This is a genomic window from Pseudooceanicola aestuarii (assembly GCF_010614805.1).
Taxonomy (GTDB): domain Bacteria; phylum Pseudomonadota; class Alphaproteobacteria; order Rhodobacterales; family Rhodobacteraceae; genus Pseudooceanicola; species Pseudooceanicola aestuarii.
In genome coordinates this window covers 180277-199879 of sequence record NZ_JAAFZC010000002.1, presented here as the reverse complement: position 1 = coordinate 199879, position 19603 = coordinate 180277, and the positions used below count along the sequence as shown (strand labels likewise).

Genomic DNA, 19603 nt, shown 5'->3' with positions numbered 1-19603 from the left:
CGCTGATCCGTCCGTGCGGCGCGTGGATCAGCATGGCGCGTTCTTCGGGAAAATCGACGCGGCGCGGACTTGCGTATGGGGCAGGCGGATTGAAATGATAGACGTCGATCAAGAAATGATTGACGTCTATCAGGACTGCGGACTAGGTTGCTCGGCGGGAGGAGATTCATGGACAAGCGGATGCCGACGCTGTCCGACGTGGCACGCCACGCCGGGGTAAGCTATGCCACCGCCGACCGCGTGGTGAACAACCGCGGCGGCGTGGCGGAGAAATCCGCCGCCCGTGTGCGCGCGGCGGTCGATACGCTGGGCTACCTGCGCAATGTCGCCGCCGCCAACCTGTCGCAGCAGCGCACTTACCGCTTTGTCGCGATCATCCCCGGTGGCACCAACGCCTTCTTCCGCCGGGTGCGCGAGTTGCTTGCCCGCGAACGGGAGCGCCTGACCGCCGACCGCGTGGCCCTGCGCCTCGAAACGGTGGAGGCCTTCGACCCCGAGGCGCTGACCGATTGCCTGGCCCGGCTGGGCGAGGAAAAGCCCGACGGCATCGTCATGGTCGGCAGCGAAGACAGCCGCGTTACCGCCGCCAGCCAGGCCCTGCGTGACAGCGGCGTCGCTGTGGTCACCCTGGTCTCGGACCTGGGCCATGCGGCGCGTGACGCCTATGTCGGCATCGACAACCAAGTCGCCGGGCGCACCGCCGGACGGGTCATCGGGCTGACCCATGGCGGCCGGGCCGGGCGCATCCTGCCGATCATCGGGGCGCTGACCGCGCGCGACCATGCCGAACGGCTGGAAGGGCTGAAAGCCGCGATGGCGGAACTGTATCCCGAGATCGCCGTGGCGCCCGAATTGCAGGGCCGCGACCGGCCCGACCTGGTGGAGCCGATGCTGATCGACGTGCTGGCCCGCGATCCCGCGATCACCGCGATCTACAGCGTGGGGGGCGGCAACAGCGGTCTGTTCCGCGTGCTGGAGGACCCGCCGCAGGGCCGTCGCCGCCCGATCGTGGTGCTGCACGAAGCGGTCGAACATACCCGCCGCGCGGCGCGGCGCGGGCTGGTGGATGTCATCATCGACCAGCGCCCGGACGAGGAAATCGCCCTGGCCCTGGCGCATCTGCGCCAGTTCGCCGACCGCCTGCCACCGCTGACCCCGGCACCGATCGTGCCGGCCATCTACGTTGCCGAAAACCTTCCCCCCGAGGACGAGACCGCCGGGGCGGAAGCGACCAGAGGGAGAGGATCATGAAGACCATCAAGGGCCCCGGCCTGTTCCTGGCGCAATTCGCCGGGGATACCGCGCCGTTCGACAGCTGGGACGGGATCACCAAATGGGCCGCCGATTGCGGCTACCTGGGCGTGCAGGTGCCGGTCTGGGAAAGCCGGCTGGTGGATCTGGACCAGCTGGCCAGTTCCAAAACCTATGCGCAGGATTGGGCCGGTCAGGCCCGCGAGAACGGCGTGGAGGTCACCGACCTGTCCACCCATATCCTGGGCCAGCTGATCGCCGTTCACCCGGCCCATGACGCCTGGGTCGACGGCTTTGCCGCGCCCGAGGTGCAGGGCAAGCCCGAGGCGCGTACCGCCTGGGCGGTGGAGCAGGTGACCAAGGCGATCACCGCCACCCGCAACCTGGGCCTGAACCAGCATGTGACCTTTTCCGGCAGCCTGGCCTGGCCCTTCATCTACCCCTTCCCGCAGCGTCCCGAAGGCATGGTGGACATGGCGTTCGAGGAGTTGGCCCGCCGTTGGCGCCCGATCCTGGACCATGCGGAGGAAATGGGCGTTGACGTCTGCTACGAGATCCACCCGATGGAGGATCTGCACGATGGCATCAGCTTCGAGATGTTCCTGGACAAGCTGGACGGGCATGCACGTTGCAACATGCTGTATGACCCCAGTCACTATGTTCTGCAATGCCTTGATTACCTTGAGAATATCGACATCTACAAGGACCGGATCAAGATGTTCCACGTCAAGGATGCAGAATTCAACCCGACGGGTCGGCAGGGCGTCTACGGCGGCTACCAATCCTGGGTGAACCGCGCCGGGCGCTTCCGGTCGCTTGGCGATGGCCAGGTCGATTTCAAGGCGATCTTTGCCAAGATGGCGGCTAATGATTTCGACGGCTGGGCCGTGGTGGAATGGGAATGCGCCCTGAAACACCCCGAGGACGGCGCCCGCGAAGGCGCGCAATTCGTCAAGGATCACATCATCCGCGTCACCCCCCATGCCTTTGACGATTTCGCCGATGGCGGGGCGGATGACGCGGCCAACCGCAAGATGCTGGGGATCGCGCAATGAGCAGGATCAGATTGGGCATGATCGGCGGCGGCAACGACGCCTTCATCGGCGGGGTGCATCGCATCGCCAGCCGCATCGACGACCGCTATGAGCTGGTGGCGGGGGCGCTGTCCTCCACTGCCGAGAAATCCCGCGCCAGCGGCGCCGCCCTGGGGCTGGATCCGGCGCGCTGCTACGGCGATTTCGCCGAGATGGCGGCGGCAGAGGCCGCCCGCCCCGACGGGGTGGAGGCGGTCAGCATCGTCACCCCCAACCACGTGCATTACCCCGCCGCCAAGGCGTTTCTGGACCACGGCATTCACGTGATCTGCGACAAGCCGCTGACCGCCACGGCAGAGGATGCGCAGGCGATGGAACAGGCGGTGGCCAGCTCGGACGCATTGTTCATCCTGACCCATAATTACACCGGCTACCCGATGATGCGGCAGGCCCGCGCGATGATCGCAGCCGGAGAGATCGGGCAGGTCCGGCTGGTGCAGGCGGAATATCCGCAGGACTGGCTGACCGACACGCTTGAGAACGAGGGCGTGAAACAGGCCGAATGGCGCACGGATCCGGCCCGGTCGGGCGCAGGTGGGTCGGTGGGTGACATCGGCACCCATGCCTATAACCTGGCCTGCTTCGTCTCGGGCCTGCGGGGGGCCGAACTGGCCGCCGATCTGCACAGCTTTGGTGCCGGGCGGACGCTGGATGACAATGCTCATGTGATGCTGCGGTTCGACGGCGGCGCGCGCGGGATGCTGTGGTGTTCGCAAGTGGCGCCGGGCAACGAGAACGGGCTGAAGCTGCGCATCTACGGTGAAAAGGGTGGTCTGGAGTGGAAGCAGGAGGATCCCAATTACCTGTGGTTCACGCCGCATGGCGAACCGCCGCGCCTGATCCGCCGCATGGGTGCGGGTGCCACCGATCCCGCCAATGCCGTCAGCCGCATACCCGGCGGCCATCCCGAAGGATATCTTGAGGGCTTTGCCAATATCTATACCGAGGCGGCAGATGCGATCCGCGCCGTGCAATCGGGCACGGCACGAGACGACGCCATGGGGGTGCTGCCGGGCATCACCGAGGGGGTGGCCGGCATGGCCTTCATCCGGGCCTGCGTCGCCTCTTCGCAGCAGAACGCCGCATGGGTGGCCCTATGACCGGAGCGCCCGTTCTGGCCCTGCGCGATGTGCGCAAGAGTTTCGGCCCGATCGAGGTGCTGCACGGTGTGGATATCGAATTGCACGCCGGGCAGGTGCTGGCCCTGATCGGAGAGAACGGGGCCGGCAAGTCGACCACGATGAAGATCCTCGCCGGGTATCAGGTCGCCAGCGGCGGGCGCATCCTGCTGGACGGGGAGGAGGTCACCTTTGGCGCGCTGGAGGAGGGGGAGGCCGCCGGGATCGTCATGATCCATCAGGAATTCAACCTCGCCGAACAGTTGACGGTAGAACAGAACATCTTCCTCGGGCGGGAGCTGCGGCGCGGGTTCCTGCTGGACAAGACAGAGATGCGGCGGCGCACGCGGGAATATCTGGGATGGGTCAAATGTACGGCCCATCCCGATACACCCGTCTCTCGCCTGTCGAATTCGGACAAGCAGATGGTGGAAATCGCCAAGGCCCTGTCGCGCAACGCGCGGGTGCTGGTGATGGACGAACCCACCGCCGTTCTGACGAACGAGGAAACGCGCATCCTGTTCGAACAGGTGCAGAAATTGAAAGAGGCCGGGACCGCCGTTCTGTTTACCTCGCACAAGCTGGGAGAGGTGGCCGCGATTGCCGACCGCGTGACCGTCATGCGCGATGGCGCGGTGGTCCATGACGGGCCGGCCGATGCCATCAGCGAGGATCAGATGGCCACCGCCATGGTGGGGCGCGACGTCTCGGACCTGTATCCTGACAAACCGGCGCCGGTGGGCGCGGATGTGATGCTGCGGGTGCAGGGGCTGGACGTGCCGGGATATGCCGAAGGGATCAGTTTCGATCTTCACCGTGGGGAGATCCTGGGCCTGGCCGGTCTGATCGGCGCCGGACGGACGGAAACGATGGAGGGGCTGTGCGGCCTGCGCCCGGCCAGCGCCACCGCCGTGGAGATCGCGGGCCAGCCCGTCACCATCCGCCGCCCCGGTGACGCCCTGCGACACGGGCTGTGCTACCTTACGGAGGACCGGAAGCTGCGCGGCCTGCTGCTGGACAAGGGAATGCGGGTCAACCTGACCCTGCAAAGCCTGCAACGCTATGGCTTTTTCATCGACCGGGCGGCCGAGGATCGCGCGCTGGACGCGGCAATCGGGGAATTCGACATCCGCGCCGGACGCCGCGACGTGCAGGTCGGCAACCTGTCGGGCGGCAATCAGCAGAAGTTGCTGCTGGCCAAGGTGATGGAATCCGAACCGAAGCTGCTGATCGTGGATGAACCGACACGCGGCATCGACATCGGCACGAAACAACAGATTTACGCGTTTCTCCGCAATCTCGCGGATCAGGGCCACGCGATCATCGTCATCTCTTCGGAGATGCAGGAGGTGATCGGCCTGGCGGACCGGGTGATGGTCATGCGGCTGGGCCGTGTGGCGGGCATCCTGTCGGGGGACGAGGTCAACGAAGACGCCATCGTGCGTCTGGCCATGGGCGTGGGCGCAGACAACAACGAAAGGGTGGCCTGATGGCAAGCGACACCGCAATCACCGACAAGACAGGGTTTCGCATCCCCTCTATGAGCGTCATCGGCCCCATTCTGGCGCTGGCGATCCTGATCCTGATCGGGGCGCTGCTGAACCCCAATTTCCTGGGTGCGGGCAATATCACCAACGTGCTGGCGCGATCCGCCTTCATCGGCATCATTGCCGTGGGCATGACCTTTGTCATCACGGCCGGCGGGCTGGATCTGTCCGTCGGCTCCATGGCGGCCTTCATCGCCGGGCTGATGATCCTGGTGATGAACGCGGCGCTGCCGACGCTGGGCGTGGGCGTGCCGATCATCCTGCTGGGGATGCTGACCGCGCTGGTGGCGGGGGTGCTCGCCGGGCTGCTGAACGGGTTTCTGATCACCACGCTGGGGATCGAGGCCTTCATCGTCACGCTGGGCACCATGGGGATCTATCGCAGCCTTGTCACCTGGCTGGCCGATGGCGGGACGCTCAGCCTCGATTTCGGGCTGCGGACGTTCTATCGCCCGGTCTATTTCGACGGCATCCTGGGGATCTCCTGGCCGATCATCGTCTTTGCGCTGGTGGTGATCATCGGTGAAATCTTCATGAGCCGCTCGCGGTTCGGCCGCCATTGCGCGGCGACCGGATCCAACGAACATGTGGCGCATTATTCCAACGTGAACGTGAACCGCACCCGTCTGCTGACCTATGCGATGCTGGGCGTCCTGGTTGGTGTGGCGACGATCATGTACGTGCCGCGCCTTGGCTCTGCCTCCGCCTCCACCGGCGTGCTGTGGGAGCTGGAGGCGATCGCCGCGGTGATCATCGGCGGCACGGTGTTGCAGGGCGGGTTCGGCCGCGTCTGGGGCACGGTGATCGGTGTACTGATCCTGTCATTGATCGACAATATCCTGAATTTGACCGATCTCGTCTCCCCCTATCTGAACGGGGCGATTCAGGGGGTCATCATCATTCTCGCTGTCATCTTGCAGCGCGAAGCAAAGGCGAAGGGCTGAGGCCCCGCCGCAATACTGGGAGGAACGAAAATGTCATACATGAAAACCCTGCTCGCCGGGTCCGTGGCCCTGACCCTGGGCGCCACCGCGTCCTTTGCACAGGATACCAAGGTGATCGGCGTGTCGATCCCGGCCGCGACCCATGGCTGGGCCGGGGGGATGAACTACCACGCGCAGGAAACCGTGAAGCGGCTGGAAGAGGTCTATCCGAACCTCGACTTCGTGCTGGCCACCGCGTCCGACGCGGGCAAGCAGGTCAACGACATCGAGGACATGGTGGCCACGCGCAATATCGACGCGCTGGTGGTGCTGCCGTTCGAATCCGATCCGCTGACCCCGCCGGTGCAGGCCGTTGCCGAAGGCGGCGCCTGGGTCACCGTGGTGGATCGCGGCCTGTCGGTGGAAGGGATCGAGGATCTCTATGTCGCCGGCGACAATTCGGGCTTTGGCCGGGTGTCGGGCGAATACATGGCCGAGATGATGCCCGATGGCGGCAAGATCGTCGTGCTGCGCGGCATCCCCACCACCATCGACAACATGCGGGTCGAAGGGTTCGAAGCCGCGATCGAGGGTTCGGGCATCGAAGTCATCGGCATGGAGCATGGCAACTGGAACCGCGATGACAGCTTCAACGTGATGCAGGATTTCCTGTCCAAGCACGAGCAGATCGACGCGGTCTGGGCCTCGGATGACGACATGGCCGTGGGCGTTCTGGCCGCCATCGACGCGGCGGGTCGGGACGACGTGCAATTCGTGCTTGGCGGTGCTGGCATGAAGGAGATGATCAAGCGGGTCATGGATGGCGACAAGATGATCCCCGCCGACGTGACCTATCCCCCCGCGATGATCGCCACCGCGATCGAGATGACCGCCGTGGGCATGACGTCGAACGCGCCTGTTTCGGGCACCTTCACCATCGGTTCGGTGCTGATCACGCCCGAGAATGCCGAGGACTACTACTACCCCGACAGCCCGTTCTGATAGGGTACCGCAATCCCGTCGAACCGGGGCCCCGCTGTTGAGGGGGGGCGGAAGCCGGGCCTGGCAGGGCCCGGCTTTTTTCGTGGGCGGGGGCAGGGGCCAGTGGGCAGGGGCAGGTAAGGCGCACGCCGGGTGCGGGGCGTCGCACCCGCGACCGCCACGCCCTCCTTGGTGCGCCCTGACCCGTCACCGGACATGTGCGTCCCGCGCCAACCCGGCGGTCAGCGAATGTCAGCCATGTCGCAAATGGCGGTATACTTTGCCTGCGACCTGCGGTACTGCACCGTTTTCCCCACCGGCGGCTCCGCCCCCTGCGCAGATGCGCGGGCGTGACGCGCCGGTCACAGCCCAGAACGGTCCCCCCATGATCCAGACCCTGTCCGATGCCCTTGCAGCGCGTGGTTACGAGACGCTGACCCCCGTGCAGGAGGCCGTCACCGATCCCGAACTGGCCCAGTCCGATCTTCTTGTCTCGGCGCAGACCGGATCGGGCAAGACCGTCGGCTTTGGCCTGGCCATCGGCCCCACGCTGCTGGACGAGGCCGGCAGGCTGGGCCGCGCCGCCGCGCCGCTGGCGCTGATCGTGGCACCGACGCGGGAACTGGCGTTTCAGGTCACGCGGGAACTGGAATGGCTCTATGCCGGGGCAGGGGCGCGCGTCGCCTCCTGCGTGGGTGGCATGGATGCGCGCGACGAACGCCGCGCCCTTGAACGGGGCGCACATATTGTCGTCGGCACGCCGGGCCGTCTGCGTGACCACATCACCCGAGGATCGCTGGAAATGGGCGATCTGCGCGCCGTCGTGCTGGACGAGGCCGACGAGATGCTGGACCTGGGCTTTCGCGAAGACCTGGAATTCATGCTGGACGCGGCCCCCGAAACCCGCCGCACGCTGCTGTTCTCCGCCACCGTGCCGCCGATGATCGCCAAGCTGGCGCAGCAATTCCAGCGGGATGCCGTGCGCGTCAGTACCGTAAGCGAACGCAGCCAGCACGCCGACATCACCTATCAGGCGCTGCGCGTTGCCCAGCAGGATGCCGAGAACGCGATCATCAACGTCCTGCGCTATCACGAAGCGCAGAATGCCATCGTCTTTGCCAACACCCGCGCCGCCGTGAACCGGCTGACCGCGCGCTTTGCCAATCGCGGTTTTTCGGTCGTCTGCCTGTCCGGGGAACTCAGCCAGCAGGAGCGGACCCATGCGCTTCAGGCGATGCGGGACGGGCGGGCACGGGTCTGCGTGGCCACCGATGTGGCAGCGCGCGGCATCGACCTGCCGAACCTGGAACTGGTGATCCATGCCGAACTGCCCTCCAACCCGGAGGGGCTGCTGCACCGCTCCGGCCGGACCGGGCGCGCCGGGCGCAAGGGGATCTCGGCGCTGATCGTGCCGCCCAAGGTGACCAAACGTGCGGAACGGCTGCTGAAATTCGCCAAGATCCAGGCGGAATGGACCACCGCGCCCAATGCCGATGAAATTCTGCGCCGGGACGAGGAACGCCTGTTGTCCGATCCCGTCTGGTCCGAGGAAATCACCGAGGCGGAGGCCGATTTCGCCGCCCGCCTGGTGGACCTGCACAAACCCGACGTGATCGCCGCCGCTTATCTGCGTCTGTTCCGTGCGCGCCATTCCGCCCCCGAGGAACTGGCCGATCCCGACACCCGTGCACCGGTCCGCGAACGCGCGCCCTTTGGCCCGGCGCGCTGGATCTCGTTGTCCGTCGGCCATGACGACCGGGCAGAAGCGCGCTGGCTGCTGCCGCTGCTGTGCCGCGCCGGCGGTCTGGAGAAGGATTCCATCGGTGCCATCCGCGTGCGTCAATCAGAAACCTTTGTGGAGCTGACCGAAGCGTCTTTGCCCGGTTTCCTCTCCGCCCTCGGCGGCGGCGGAGAGCTGGAGGACGGCGTGACCGCCACCGCGCTGGACAGTGCTCCTGATCTGGGGCCCGCAGGCCCGCGCGGGCGTGGCGGTCCGGGTGGCAAGCCCGGCGGCAAACCGCAGGGCCCGCGCCCCGGCCGGGTGCCGCGCGCCGATCTTGATCCCGATGCGCCCGCCGAAGACCGCCCCGCACCTCGCGCCAAACCCGCCCCACGCCCGGCAGGCGAGGGCGCCAAGCCTGTCTGGAAGGACAAACCCCGGCCCGCCGTCCGCGAGGACGACGACCGCCGTGGCACCAAGCCGGTGTGGAAGAAGGGTGGTGATGACCGCAAGGGTGCCAAGCCCGCCTGGAAGAAGGATGGTGACGACCGCAAGGGCGCAAAGCCAGCGTGGAAAAGGGATGGCGACGATCGCAAGGGCGCAAAGCCCGCGTGGAAAAAGGACGGAGATGACCGCAAGGGCGGCAAGCCCGCGTGGAAAAAGGATGGCGACGATCGCAAGGGCGGCAAGCCCGCGTGGAAGAAGGACGGAGATGACCGCAAGGGCGGCAAGCCGGGCGGAAAGTTCGCGGGTAAACCGGGTGGCAAACCGGGCGGCAAGCCCCGCGCCGATGCCACCGACACCTCCAAGCGGTTCAAGGCGCCGACCAAGCGCGCCGGCGGGGCCGAACCGCCGAAACGCAAACCGCGCAGCTGATACGATCACCGGGCCGTCCTTTGGGGCGGCCCTTGCACATCCGGCCATCGCCCCTATCTGGGGCAGACACCGGGGTTCGGGCAAAAGTTCACTATCCGTTCTCACTTTTGGATTGGATCGACGGGCACCATCCATTATCTGTTAACCAGCACATCCGGGGGGCGTCATGGCCGAGCTGAAACATATCGAGGTGCGCGGCGCGCGCGAGCATAACCTCAAATCCATCGACGTGGACATTCCCCGCGACCAGCTGGTGGTGATCACCGGGCTGTCCGGTTCGGGCAAATCCTCCCTCGCCTTCGACACGATCTATGCCGAGGGGCAGCGCCGCTATGTCGAAAGCCTGTCGGCCTATGCGCGGCAATTCCTCGACATGATGGAAAAGCCCGATGTCGATCACATCTCCGGCCTGTCGCCCGCCATTTCGATCGAACAGAAGACCACGTCAAAGAACCCCCGTTCCACCGTCGGGACGGTGACGGAAATCTATGACTACATGCGTCTGCTCTATGCCCGCGCCGGTACGCCGTTCAGCCCCGCCACCGGCCTGCCGATCGAGGCGCAGCAGGTGCAGGACATGGTGGATCGTGTCATGGCGCTGGAGGAGGGCACCCGCGCCTACCTGCTGGCCCCCATCGTGCGCGACCGCAAGGGCGAGTACCGCAAGGAATTCGTCGAGTTGCGCAAGCAGGGCTTTCAACGGGTCAAGGTCAACGGCGAATTCCACGAGCTGGACGACGCGCCGAAGCTGGACAAGAAGTTCCGCCATGACATCGACGTGGTGGTCGACCGCATTGTGGTGCGCGACGGCATGGAAACGCGGCTGGCGGACAGTTTCCGCACCGCATTGGATCTGGCCGATGGCATCGCCGTCCTGGAAACCGCCCCGCGTGAGGGGGAAGAGCCGGAGCGGATCACCTTTTCGGAGAATTTCGCCTGTCCCGTCAGCGGCTTCACCATTCCGGAGATCGAGCCGCGCCTGTTCTCCTTCAACGCGCCTTTCGGCGCCTGCCCGCATTGCGACGGGCTGGGGGTGGAATTGTTCTTCGACGAACGGCTGGTTGTGCCGGACGCGGCGCTGAAGGTCGCGGACGGTGCCATCGCGCCCTGGCGCAAGGGGAAATCGCCCTACTTCCTGCAAACGATCGAGGCGATTGCCAGGCATTACGGCTTTGACGCCGCGACCCCCTGGCGGGATCTGCCGGCCGAAGTGCAAAAGGTCTTTCTGCGCGGGTCGGGCAAGACGGAGATCAAGTTCCGCTATGATGAGGGCGGGCGGGTCTACGAGGTCACGCGCCCCTTCGAGGGGGTGATCCCCAACATGGAGCGCCGCTACCGCGAGACCGACAGCGCCTGGGTGCGGGAGGAATTCGAACGCTACCAGAACAACCGGCCCTGCGGTCATTGCGGCGGCTACCGCCTGCGCGAAGAGGCCCTGGCCGTCAAGATTGCGGGGCAGCATGTCGGGCAGGTGGTCCAGATGTCGATCCGCGAGGCGCATGAATGGTGCGCCAACGTGCCGGAGCATCTGACCGCGCAGAAGAACGAGATCGCCCGCGCCATCCTCAAGGAGATCCGGGAGCGTCTGGGTTTCCTGAATAACGTGGGATTGGAATACCTTACGCTGTCACGTTCAAGTGGAACATTAAGTGGCGGCGAAAGCCAGCGGATCCGCCTTGCCTCGCAGATCGGCAGTGGGTTGACGGGCGTTCTTTATGTTCTGGATGAACCCTCCATCGGGCTGCACCAGCGCGATAACGGACGCCTTCTGACCACGCTGAAGAATCTGCGCGATCAGGGCAATACGGTCATCGTGGTCGAACATGACGAAGAGGCGATCCGGGAGGCCGATTACGTCTTCGACATCGGCCCCGGCGCCGGGGTGCATGGCGGTCAGGTCGTAGCCAAGGGCACGCCGGCCGAAATCGCCGCCGATCCGGTGTCCGTCACCGGCCAATACCTGTCCGGCACGCGGGAGATCGCGGTGCCCGCCACGCGGCGGGAGGGTAACGGCAAGGCCGTGAGCGTGGTCAAAGCCACGGGCAACAACCTGAAGGACGTCACCGCAGACTTCCCGCTGGGAAAGTTCCTCTGCGTGACCGGCGTGTCGGGCGGGGGCAAATCCACCCTGACGATCGAGACCTTGTTCAAGACCGCCTCCATGCGGCTGAACGGTGCGCGCCAGACCCCGGCCCCCTGCGAGACGATCAAGGGGCTGGAACATCTGGACAAGGTGATCGACATCGACCAGCGCCCCATCGGGCGTACGCCCCGATCCAACCCGGCCACCTATACCGGCGCCTTCACCCCGATCCGCGACTGGTTTGCCGGCCTGCCGGAGGCCAAGGCCCGCGGGTACAAGCCCGGGCGCTTTTCCTTCAACGTCAAGGGTGGGCGCTGCGAGGCCTGCCAGGGCGATGGCGTCATCAAGATCGAGATGCATTTCCTCCCCGACGTCTACGTCACTTGCGAGACCTGCAACGGCGCCCGCTACAACCGGGAGACGCTGGAGATCAAGTTCAAGGGCAAGTCGATCGCCGACGTGCTGGACATGACTGTGGAGGACGCTCAGGAGTTCTTTGCCGCCGTGCCCAGCATCCGGGAAAAGATGGATGCGCTGATGCGCGTGGGGCTGGGCTATATCAAGGTCGGACAGCAGGCCACCACCCTGTCGGGCGGGGAGGCGCAGCGCGTCAAGCTGTCCAAGGAGCTGGCCAAACGCTCCACCGGGCGGACGCTATACGTTCTGGATGAACCGACGACGGGCCTGCATTTCGAGGATGTGAAGAAGCTGCTGGACGTGCTGCACGAATTGGTGGAACAGGGCAATTCCGTGGTGGTGATCGAACACAACCTGGATGTGATCAAGACCGCCGACTGGATCATCGACATCGGCCCCGAGGGCGGCGATGGCGGCGGTCGGATCGTGGCCGAAGGTACGCCGGAAACCGTCGCGGAGAGCGGCGAAAGCCACACCGGACGCTACCTGAAAGAAATCCTGGAAGCGCGCCGTATGGCGGCAGAATAAGAAGACTTGTCAAACGATTGCGCGACACTCTTCATGTGCCGCGCAAAGGTCTTTGCCAGGTCAGCAGCGGACAGGTCAGCGCCGGACGTAGCGGCCAACCACGGCCAGGATATTGCCGCTGCGCAGATCGACCTTTACCACCTGTTCGCCAGTGCGGAAGTAGCCCTGATGCCGGGGCAGCGGCGGCAGTTTGCGCGCCTGATTGCGGGTCAGCGGGATCAGCCGGATATCCCCGCCATCGCGATGGGCACGGGGATAGCGGTTGTCATAAGGCGGGCGGTCGAAAATGCCCATGTCCCACCGCCCGTTGTCGTACCGCCGGTCGCGACGGTCATGCCAGTCCCGGTTGCGGTCATGGCGCTGGTCTGCGCGGTCATCACGATCGCGAGCATGGTCACGATCACGGTCCGCATGGGGCCGGTCGATGGCGCCTTTGCCCAGTTCGATCGACGGGCGGTTGATCCCGTCGGGGCCGGTGCGGTTTTCCAGAAGCTGGCCACAGCGTTCACCGGGGCCGCAATGCGCGGATTGGGCATATGCGAATTGCGGGACGCATAACAGGGCCAGGCAGGCCAATCTCAGGGGGGTGCGGGACATGTAAGATCCTCCTCAACTCCCCAAGATCATAGGCCGGTTCGACAGCGGAATCGCCGGTCCCGGCGTCACGATTGCGTGTGTGTTCCGCCATCCGGCGGCGGTAGGCGGCGTTCACTGTCGCGTGGCATATAGGCGTCGGGGCGGGTGGCCATGCCGTCCAGCAGGCGGCTGGCGACCAGCCGGGTGATATGCACGCCAAAGCTGGGATCCTGCGAATGGATCGCCAGGAACGCGGCCTCGTCCACCGCGATGACGTTGCATTCGGTGGCGCAGCGCGCCGTCAGCGTGCGGGCATGGGCCGAGGTGAAAAAGCCGATTTCGCCGAAGATCTCGCCCTTGCGGATGATGGCGCCGATTTCCACGATCTCGACGGAACCACTGACCAGCAGGTACAGCTTGTCCGCCGGGTCGCCCTTGCGGAACACCACGTCGCCCTTGGGCAGGGTTTTCCACACGCCCAGACCCCGCAGCCAATCCTTGTCCGCCGTGCCCGACCGCGCGCGCGCAAACCGGCGGCGGATGCCGATCACCTGCCACAGGCGGAACAGGTTCAGTGGCAGCACCAGCGCATAGAGCGCCCAAAGCGGTTCGATCGAGGCCAGCAAGCCATAGGCCAGAAATGCCGTGCTGGCCGCCACGGCGGCGATCCGCAACGGCAGCATCAGCCGTACCGCAAAGGTCAGAAGCGTCAGCGCCGCCGCCAGCCATCCCAGAAATTCGATCATGGTGTCCCATCCGTTTTCGAACCCTCAGGCATATTGCGATGCAACGGGGGCCAGTCAACCGGAACGGGCACGGCGGGAGAATTCCGTACCGGACCGGGGCATTTCCGCCGCGATCCAGCCTGTTTCGCGTCACCCCGCGTCACGGCCCCGCGCGGCGAACCGGGGCAGCATGGCGCTGAAATCGCGCCCGGCGCCGTCCTCGTCCTCCACGAAAGTGGCATAAAGCGCGGCGGCGGCAGCGCCCAGCGGCGTGTCGGCATCGGCACTGTCGGCGGCCTGTTGCGACAGGCGCAGATCCTTCAGCATCAGGTCGGCGGCGAAACCGGGGGTATAGCCATTGTCGGCCGGCGAGGTCGGCCCGACGCCCGGTGCGGGGCAATAGGTGTTCATCGACCAGGACGACCCGGAGGAGGTGGACACCACGTCGAACATCGCCTGCCGGTCCAGTCCCAGCTTGTCCGCCAGCGCGAAGGCCTCGCAGGTGGCGATCATGGTGACGCCGAGGATCATGTTGTTGCAGATCTTCGCCGCCTGGCCGTTGCCGGAGGCACCACAATGCACGGCCTTCTGGCCCATGATGTCAAACAGCGGCCGGGCCTTGTCAAAGGCGGCGGCATCCCCGCCCACCATGAAGGTCAATGTGCCGCCCTGCGCCCCGCCCACGCCGCCGGATACCGGCGCGTCCAGTGGAAGGATGCCTAGGTTTTCAGCGGCTTGCGCCACTTCCTTCGCGCTGTCCACATCCACGGTAGAGCAATCGAGAAACACGGTGCCTGCCGCCATGCCGGGCAGGATCTGATCGGCCACGGCGCGCAGGATGGCACCGTTGGGCAGCATGGTGATCACCACGTCGCGGTCGCGCGCGGCGCTTTCCGCGTCGGGGGCGTCGGTCACGCCCTCTACGGCCACCTGGGCAGTATCGAAACCGATGACGTCATGGCCGGCGCGGACCAGGTTGGCGGCCATGGGGCCACCCATGTTGCCCAATCCGATGAAACCGATCTTCATCTTGTGTCCTCCTCAAATGTCAGGTCCGGGTCCAGCGGGGCCAGCATGGCGGCGACCTTGGTGTCGCTGACGTCGTGCAGCCCGTGGGACCAGCGTGGGGCGCGGTCGCGGTCGATGATCGCGGCGCGGATGCCTTCGATGAAATCGCCGTCCGCCATGGCGCGGGAGGTAAAGCGGTATTCCAGCGCCAGCGCATCGCTGATCGTGACCTCCGCGCCGCGCAGGCGGGGCAGCATGGCCAATGTGCAGGCCATGGACAACGGGCAATTGCGCGACAGCAGTGTCAGCGCCTTGTCCGCGAATTCCGTGCCCTCCGCCTGCAAGGCCGTGACGATGCCGGGCAGGTCAGCGGCGGCGAACAGGCGGTCAATCTCGGGACCGCGCGCCGCAAGCGCGGCATCGGGGGGCGGTTTCGCGGCGGCGACCAGTTCATCCATTGCGCCAGCTTCGCAAACCAAATTCTTGATATCGTTCCATTTGTCCTGAGGCACATAAAAATCGGCAAAGCCCGCATGGATCGCATCCCCAGGCCCCATGCGCCCTGCGGTCAGGCCCAGGTATTCGCCCAGGCGCCCCGGCGCCCGCGCCAGCAGCAGAGATCCGCCCACATCCGGGACCAGGCCGATCCCGACCTCGGGCATGGCGATGCGGGTGCTGTCCTCCACCACGCGGTGACTGGCATGGCAGCCGATACCGACGCCGCCGCCCATGACAAACCCGTTGAGAAAGCTTGCCACCGGCTTGCCATAGCCGGCGATCAGCGCGTTCAGCCGGTATTCGTCACGCCAGAATTCCCGGCCATAGGAGAGATCTCCGGCGCGCCCGGTTTCGTAAAGCCGCTGGATATCGCCGCCGGCGCAGAAGGCGCGATCGCCCTGCGCGTCGATCAGCACCAGCGCCACCGCCGGGTCACCGGCCCAATCGTTCAGCGCCGTTTCGATCTGCAAGGCCATGTCATGGGTCAGCGCGTTCAGAGCGGAGGGGCGGGTCAGGGTGATCCGCCCGGCGCGGCCCTGGATGCGGATGGTCAGCTCGCTCATTGGGTCAGCAGGCTCCTTGCGGTGATCATGCGCATGATTTCGTTCGTGCCCTCCAGGATCTCGTGCACGCGCAGGTCGCGCACCAGTTTCTCGATCCCGTAATCGGCCAGGTAGCCGTAGCCGCCATGCAGTTGCAGACATTGGTTGACGATGCGGCTGCCGGCTTCGGTCACGAATTTCTTGGCCATGCCGCAATGGGCGGTGGCGTCGGGCGCGCCGCTGTCCAGTTTCCACGCCGCCTGGCGCAGGAAGACGCGGGCGGCCTGCAACTCGATCTCCATGTCGGCAAGGCGGAATTGCAGGGCCTGGAACTGGTCGATGCTTTGGCCAAAGGCCTTGCGCTCGGACATGTAGGCCAGGGTGCGGGTCAGTGCCGCCTGCGCGGCGCCCAGCGAACAGGCCGAGATGTTCAACCGGCCGCCATCCAACCCGATCATCGCGTAAGTGAAACCTTTCCCCTCTTCGCCTACCAGATTTGCAGCAGGAATTTCGCAATTGTCGAACTGCACCTGGCGCGTCGGCTGGCTTTGCCAGCCCATTTTCTGCTCCAGCCCGCCAAAGGACAGGCCCTTGGTCCCGTCCTCGACATAGACGGTGGAGATCCCGCGCGGGCCGGCGTCGCCGGTGCGCACCATGGTGACATAGGCGTCCGAATATCCACCGCCGGAGATGAACGCCTTGGTCCCGTTCAGGCGGTAGCCATCGTTGGTTCGGTCCGCGCGGGTCTTCAATGCGGCGGCGTCCGATCCGCTGCCCGGTTCGGTCAGGCAATAGGACAGGACCGTCTCCATCGAGACGATGCCGGGCAGGACGCGGTCCTTCAGCTCCGGCGCGCCGAAAGTGTCGATCATCTTGGCGCACATGTTGTGGATCGACAGGAAGGCCGCGACCGAAGGGCAGGACATCGACAGCGCCTCGAAGACCAGGGTTGCGTCCAACCGGGTCAGGCCGGCGCCGCCGCTTTCCTCCGATACGTAAAGCCCGCCGAACCCCAACTCTCCGATCCGCGGCCACAGATCCTTGGGGATCGTGCCGGCCGCTTCCCAATCGCGGGCATGGGGGGCGATCTGGTCCTGGCCAAATGCGCGGGCCATGTCGAAAATGGCCTGCTGTTCCTCGTTCAATGCAAAATCCATGGGCGCCTCCCTGCCGCTGTCTGAAAAAGGGGCGCGTCCTCCCGCGCCCCTTTTCGGATGTCAGTCCATCGCCTTGAAATGGAACTCGCCGCCGTCCTTCAGGCCCGAAGGCCAGCGGGAGGTGACGGTTTTGGTCCGGGTGTAGAACTTGAACGCGTCAGGGCCGTGCTGGTTCAGGTCGCCAAACGCGGATTTCTTCCAGCCGCCGAAGGTGTGGTAGGCCAGCGGCACGGGGATCGGCACGTTCACCCCGATCATGCCGACGTTGACGCGGTTGGCGAAATCGCGCGCCGTGTCGCCGTCGCGGGTGAAGATCGCGGTGCCGTTGCCCATCTCGTGATCCATGGCAAGGCCAAGCGCCTCCTCGTAGCTGCCCGCGCGGACGGTGGACAGGACGGGGCCGAAAATCTCCTGTTTGTAGATGTCCATCTCGGGGGTGACGCGGTCGAACAGATGCGCCCCGACGAAGAACCCGTCCTCGTAACCCTGCAACGCGAAGTTGCGGCCATCGACGACCAGTTCGGCGCCCTGATCGACACCCGATTGCACAAGGCCGAGGATTTTCTCCTTGGCGGCGGCGGTGACGACGGGGCCGTAATCCACATCGTTTCCAGCGGTGTAGGGGCCGACCTTCAACTTCTCGATCCGGGGGACCAGCTTCTCGATCAGGCGGTCGGCAGTCTCATCGCCCACGGGAACGGCGACAGAGATCGCCATGCAGCGTTCGCCGGCCGCGCCGTAGCCCGCGCCGATCAGCGCATCGGCGGCCTGGTCCATATCCGCGTCGGGCATGATGATCATGTGGTTCTTGGCGCCGCCGAAACATTGCACCCGCTTCCCGTTGGAGCAGCCGCGGCCATAGATGTATTCCGCGATCGGGGTGGAGCCGACAAAGCCCACCGACTGGATCACCGGATGATCCAGGATGGCGTCCACGGCCTCCTTGTCACCGTTGACGACCTGCAGGATCCCCTTGGGCAGACCGGCCTCTTCCAGCAGTTCGGCCAGCATCAGCGGGACCGACGGATCGCGTTCGGAGGGTTTCAGGATGAAGGCATTGCCGCAGGCGATGGCGGGTGCGAACATCCACATCGGGATCATGGCGGGGAAGTTGAACGGGGTGATCCCCGCCGTCACGCCCAGGGCCTGACGCATGGAATACATGTCGATGCCCGGCCCGGCGCTGTCGGTGAATTCGCCCTTCAGCAACTGCGGTGCGCCGATGCAATATTCCACGACCTCCAGCCCGCGCTGCACATCCCCGGCGGCATCGGGCAGGGTCTTGCCGTGTTCGCGGCTGAGCGCTTCGGCCAGCTTGTCCATGTCGCGGTTCAGCAGGTCCACGAACTTCATCAGCACGCGGGCGCGGCGCTGCGGGTTCACGGCGGCCCAGGCCGGCTGAGCCTCCTGCGCGATCTGCACGGCGCGGTCCATTTCCTCGGTCCCGGCCAGGGGGACGCGGGCCTGGACTTCGCCGGTGGCGGGGTTGAAGACATCGGCAAAACGGCCCGACGTGCCTTTGACATGGGCGCCGCCGATATAGTGGGTCAATTCCTGCATGGGATCCTCCTGAAGGTTTGGCGCAGCATAGGCTTGCAAATTTGATGGCGAAAGGTGAAGTTTTCCAAAAGGGTTTTGCAGGAATACACGTATGCAATGGGATGACCTGCGGATCTTCCTGTCTGTCGGGCGGCTGGAGGGGCTGACCGCCGCCGCCCGCGCACTGAAAATCGACCCCGCCACCGTGGGACGCCGCATCGCCCGGCTGGAGGACGATCTGGGCAGCGCGCTTTTCGCCAAGAGCCCCCAGGGCTATGCCCTGACGGAGGCCGGTCAGCGCCTGATGGACCATGCGGTTCAGGCCGAACAAGCGGTGCTGGCGGCGCGGGAGGATCTGTCGGGCCTGGCCAGCGGGCTGTCCGGGCAGATCCGGCTGGGCGCGCCGGACGGGGTGGCCAATTTCCTGTTGCCGCAGGTCTGCGCCCGCATCGCCGATGCCAATCCCGAACTGGAAGTGCAGATCGTTGCCTTGCCCCGCCTGTTCAACCTGTCCCGCCGGGAGGCCGACATGGCCATCACCGTCAGCCCGCCCGACGCCGGGCGGTTGCTGGTGCAAAAGATATCCGACTACCGGTTGCACCTGGTCGCGGCGGGCACCTACCTGGACCGAAACCCGCCGATCACCCAACTGGAAGATCTGCGCGGCCACCGCGTGATCGGCTATATCCCCGACATGATCTTCGACAAGGAGCTGGACTACCTGGCGGAGCTGGGGCTGGCACGTGTGCCTCTGGCCTCCAATTCCGTGTCGGTGCAATTCAACTGGATCCGGCAGGGCAGCGGTTTGGGTATCGTGCACGATTTTTCCCTCGCCGCGGCGCCGGGTCTGCGCAAGGTGCTGGCCGACCGGATCAGCCTGACGCGCAGCTTCTACCTGGTACGCCATGCCGGCGATGCGCGGCTGGAACGGATGACCCGCTTTGCCCAGGCGCTGGTGGAGGGGGTGAAGCAGGAAATCGCGTTTCAGGAGGGGCGCGCCGCGCGGGCTTGACAGAATGT

General features: G+C 65.6%; 15 protein-coding genes. 9 read left to right on the top strand and 6 right to left on the bottom strand.

The annotated features are described in order from the left end of the window. The first annotated feature begins 168 nt into the window (after nucleotides 1-168). The 8 genes from G5A46_RS13980 to uvrA all read left to right on the top strand — a co-directional run bounded on the left by G5A46_RS13980 (nucleotide 169) and on the right by uvrA (nucleotide 12538). Entirely contained in the window at nucleotides 169-1251 is a 1083-nt protein-coding gene (locus tag G5A46_RS13980; protein ID WP_163850306.1) for a LacI family DNA-binding transcriptional regulator, read from the top strand. After that, nucleotides 1248-2306: a sugar phosphate isomerase/epimerase family protein gene (locus G5A46_RS13975; RefSeq protein WP_163850304.1), complete on the top strand. Its 1059-nt coding sequence runs from the start codon at nucleotides 1248-1250 to the stop codon at nucleotides 2304-2306. The genes G5A46_RS13980 and G5A46_RS13975 overlap by 4 nt, the downstream gene beginning before the upstream one ends. Further along, nucleotides 2303-3445: a Gfo/Idh/MocA family protein gene (locus tag G5A46_RS13970; RefSeq protein ID WP_163850302.1), complete on the top strand. Its 1143-nt coding sequence runs from the start codon at nucleotides 2303-2305 to the stop codon at nucleotides 3443-3445. Before G5A46_RS13975 ends, G5A46_RS13970 begins: the two co-directional genes overlap by 4 nt. After that, on the top strand, nucleotides 3442-4953 hold the full coding sequence (locus G5A46_RS13965) for a sugar ABC transporter ATP-binding protein (protein ID WP_163850300.1): 1512 nt from the start codon (nucleotides 3442-3444) through the stop codon (nucleotides 4951-4953). The genes G5A46_RS13970 and G5A46_RS13965 overlap by 4 nt, the downstream gene beginning before the upstream one ends. Next, nucleotides 4953-5954: an ABC transporter permease gene (locus G5A46_RS13960; RefSeq protein WP_163850298.1), complete on the top strand. Its 1002-nt coding sequence runs from the start codon at nucleotides 4953-4955 to the stop codon at nucleotides 5952-5954. The genes G5A46_RS13965 and G5A46_RS13960 overlap by 1 nt, the downstream gene beginning before the upstream one ends. 39 nt (nucleotides 5955-5993) lie before the next feature. Beyond that, the gene (locus tag G5A46_RS13955) at nucleotides 5994-6935 is read left to right on the top strand and encodes an ABC transporter substrate-binding protein (RefSeq protein ID WP_163851146.1); all 942 of its coding nucleotides are present in this window, start codon (nucleotides 5994-5996) and stop codon (nucleotides 6933-6935) included. Between the two features lie 364 nt (nucleotides 6936-7299). After that, nucleotides 7300-9510, top strand: a complete 2211-nt coding sequence (locus tag G5A46_RS13950; RefSeq protein ID WP_163850296.1) for a DEAD/DEAH box helicase — start codon at nucleotides 7300-7302, stop codon at nucleotides 9508-9510. Nucleotides 9511-9676: 166 nt separating this feature from the next. After that, nucleotides 9677-12538 (top strand): excinuclease ABC subunit UvrA, encoded by a 2862-nt coding sequence (gene uvrA / locus G5A46_RS13945; RefSeq protein WP_163850294.1) that lies wholly within the window; start codon nucleotides 9677-9679, stop codon nucleotides 12536-12538. 75 nt (nucleotides 12539-12613) lie between these two features. Here the strand turns inward: uvrA and G5A46_RS13940 are convergent, their stop codons facing one another. From G5A46_RS13940 to G5A46_RS13915, 6 genes are all read right to left on the bottom strand, one after another. Next, nucleotides 12614-13135: a hypothetical protein gene (locus G5A46_RS13940; RefSeq protein ID WP_163850293.1), complete on the bottom strand. Its 522-nt coding sequence runs from the start codon at nucleotides 13133-13135 to the stop codon at nucleotides 12614-12616. A 65-nt stretch (nucleotides 13136-13200) separates the two neighbouring features. After that, entirely contained in the window at nucleotides 13201-13860 is a 660-nt protein-coding gene (locus tag G5A46_RS13935; RefSeq protein WP_163850291.1) for a cyclic nucleotide-binding domain-containing protein, read from the bottom strand. Between the two features lie 129 nt (nucleotides 13861-13989). Continuing rightward, nucleotides 13990-14868 carry a 3-hydroxyisobutyrate dehydrogenase gene (mmsB, locus tag G5A46_RS13930; protein WP_163850289.1) on the bottom strand — a complete coding sequence of 293 codons (879 nt, stop codon included), beginning with the start codon at nucleotides 14866-14868 and terminating at the stop codon, nucleotides 13990-13992. Beyond that, complete coding sequence (locus G5A46_RS13925) at nucleotides 14865-15908, bottom strand: enoyl-CoA hydratase/isomerase family protein (RefSeq protein WP_163850287.1); 1044 nt, start codon at nucleotides 15906-15908, stop codon at nucleotides 14865-14867. The genes mmsB and G5A46_RS13925 overlap by 4 nt, the downstream gene beginning before the upstream one ends. Continuing rightward, nucleotides 15905-17044 (bottom strand): acyl-CoA dehydrogenase family protein, encoded by a 1140-nt coding sequence (locus G5A46_RS13920; protein ID WP_163850284.1) that lies wholly within the window; start codon nucleotides 17042-17044, stop codon nucleotides 15905-15907. Before G5A46_RS13920 ends, G5A46_RS13925 begins: the two co-directional genes overlap by 4 nt. 60 nt (nucleotides 17045-17104) lie before the next feature. Beyond that, a complete protein-coding gene (locus tag G5A46_RS13915) occupies nucleotides 17105-18604 on the bottom strand; it encodes a CoA-acylating methylmalonate-semialdehyde dehydrogenase (RefSeq protein ID WP_163850282.1) in 1500 nt (499 codons plus the stop codon). Between the two features lie 91 nt (nucleotides 18605-18695). Between G5A46_RS13915 and G5A46_RS13910 the strand changes: the two genes are divergently transcribed. Then, nucleotides 18696-19595, top strand: a complete 900-nt coding sequence (locus tag G5A46_RS13910) for a LysR family transcriptional regulator (RefSeq protein ID WP_163850280.1) — start codon at nucleotides 18696-18698, stop codon at nucleotides 19593-19595. Nucleotides 19596-19603: the final 8 nt, after the last annotated feature.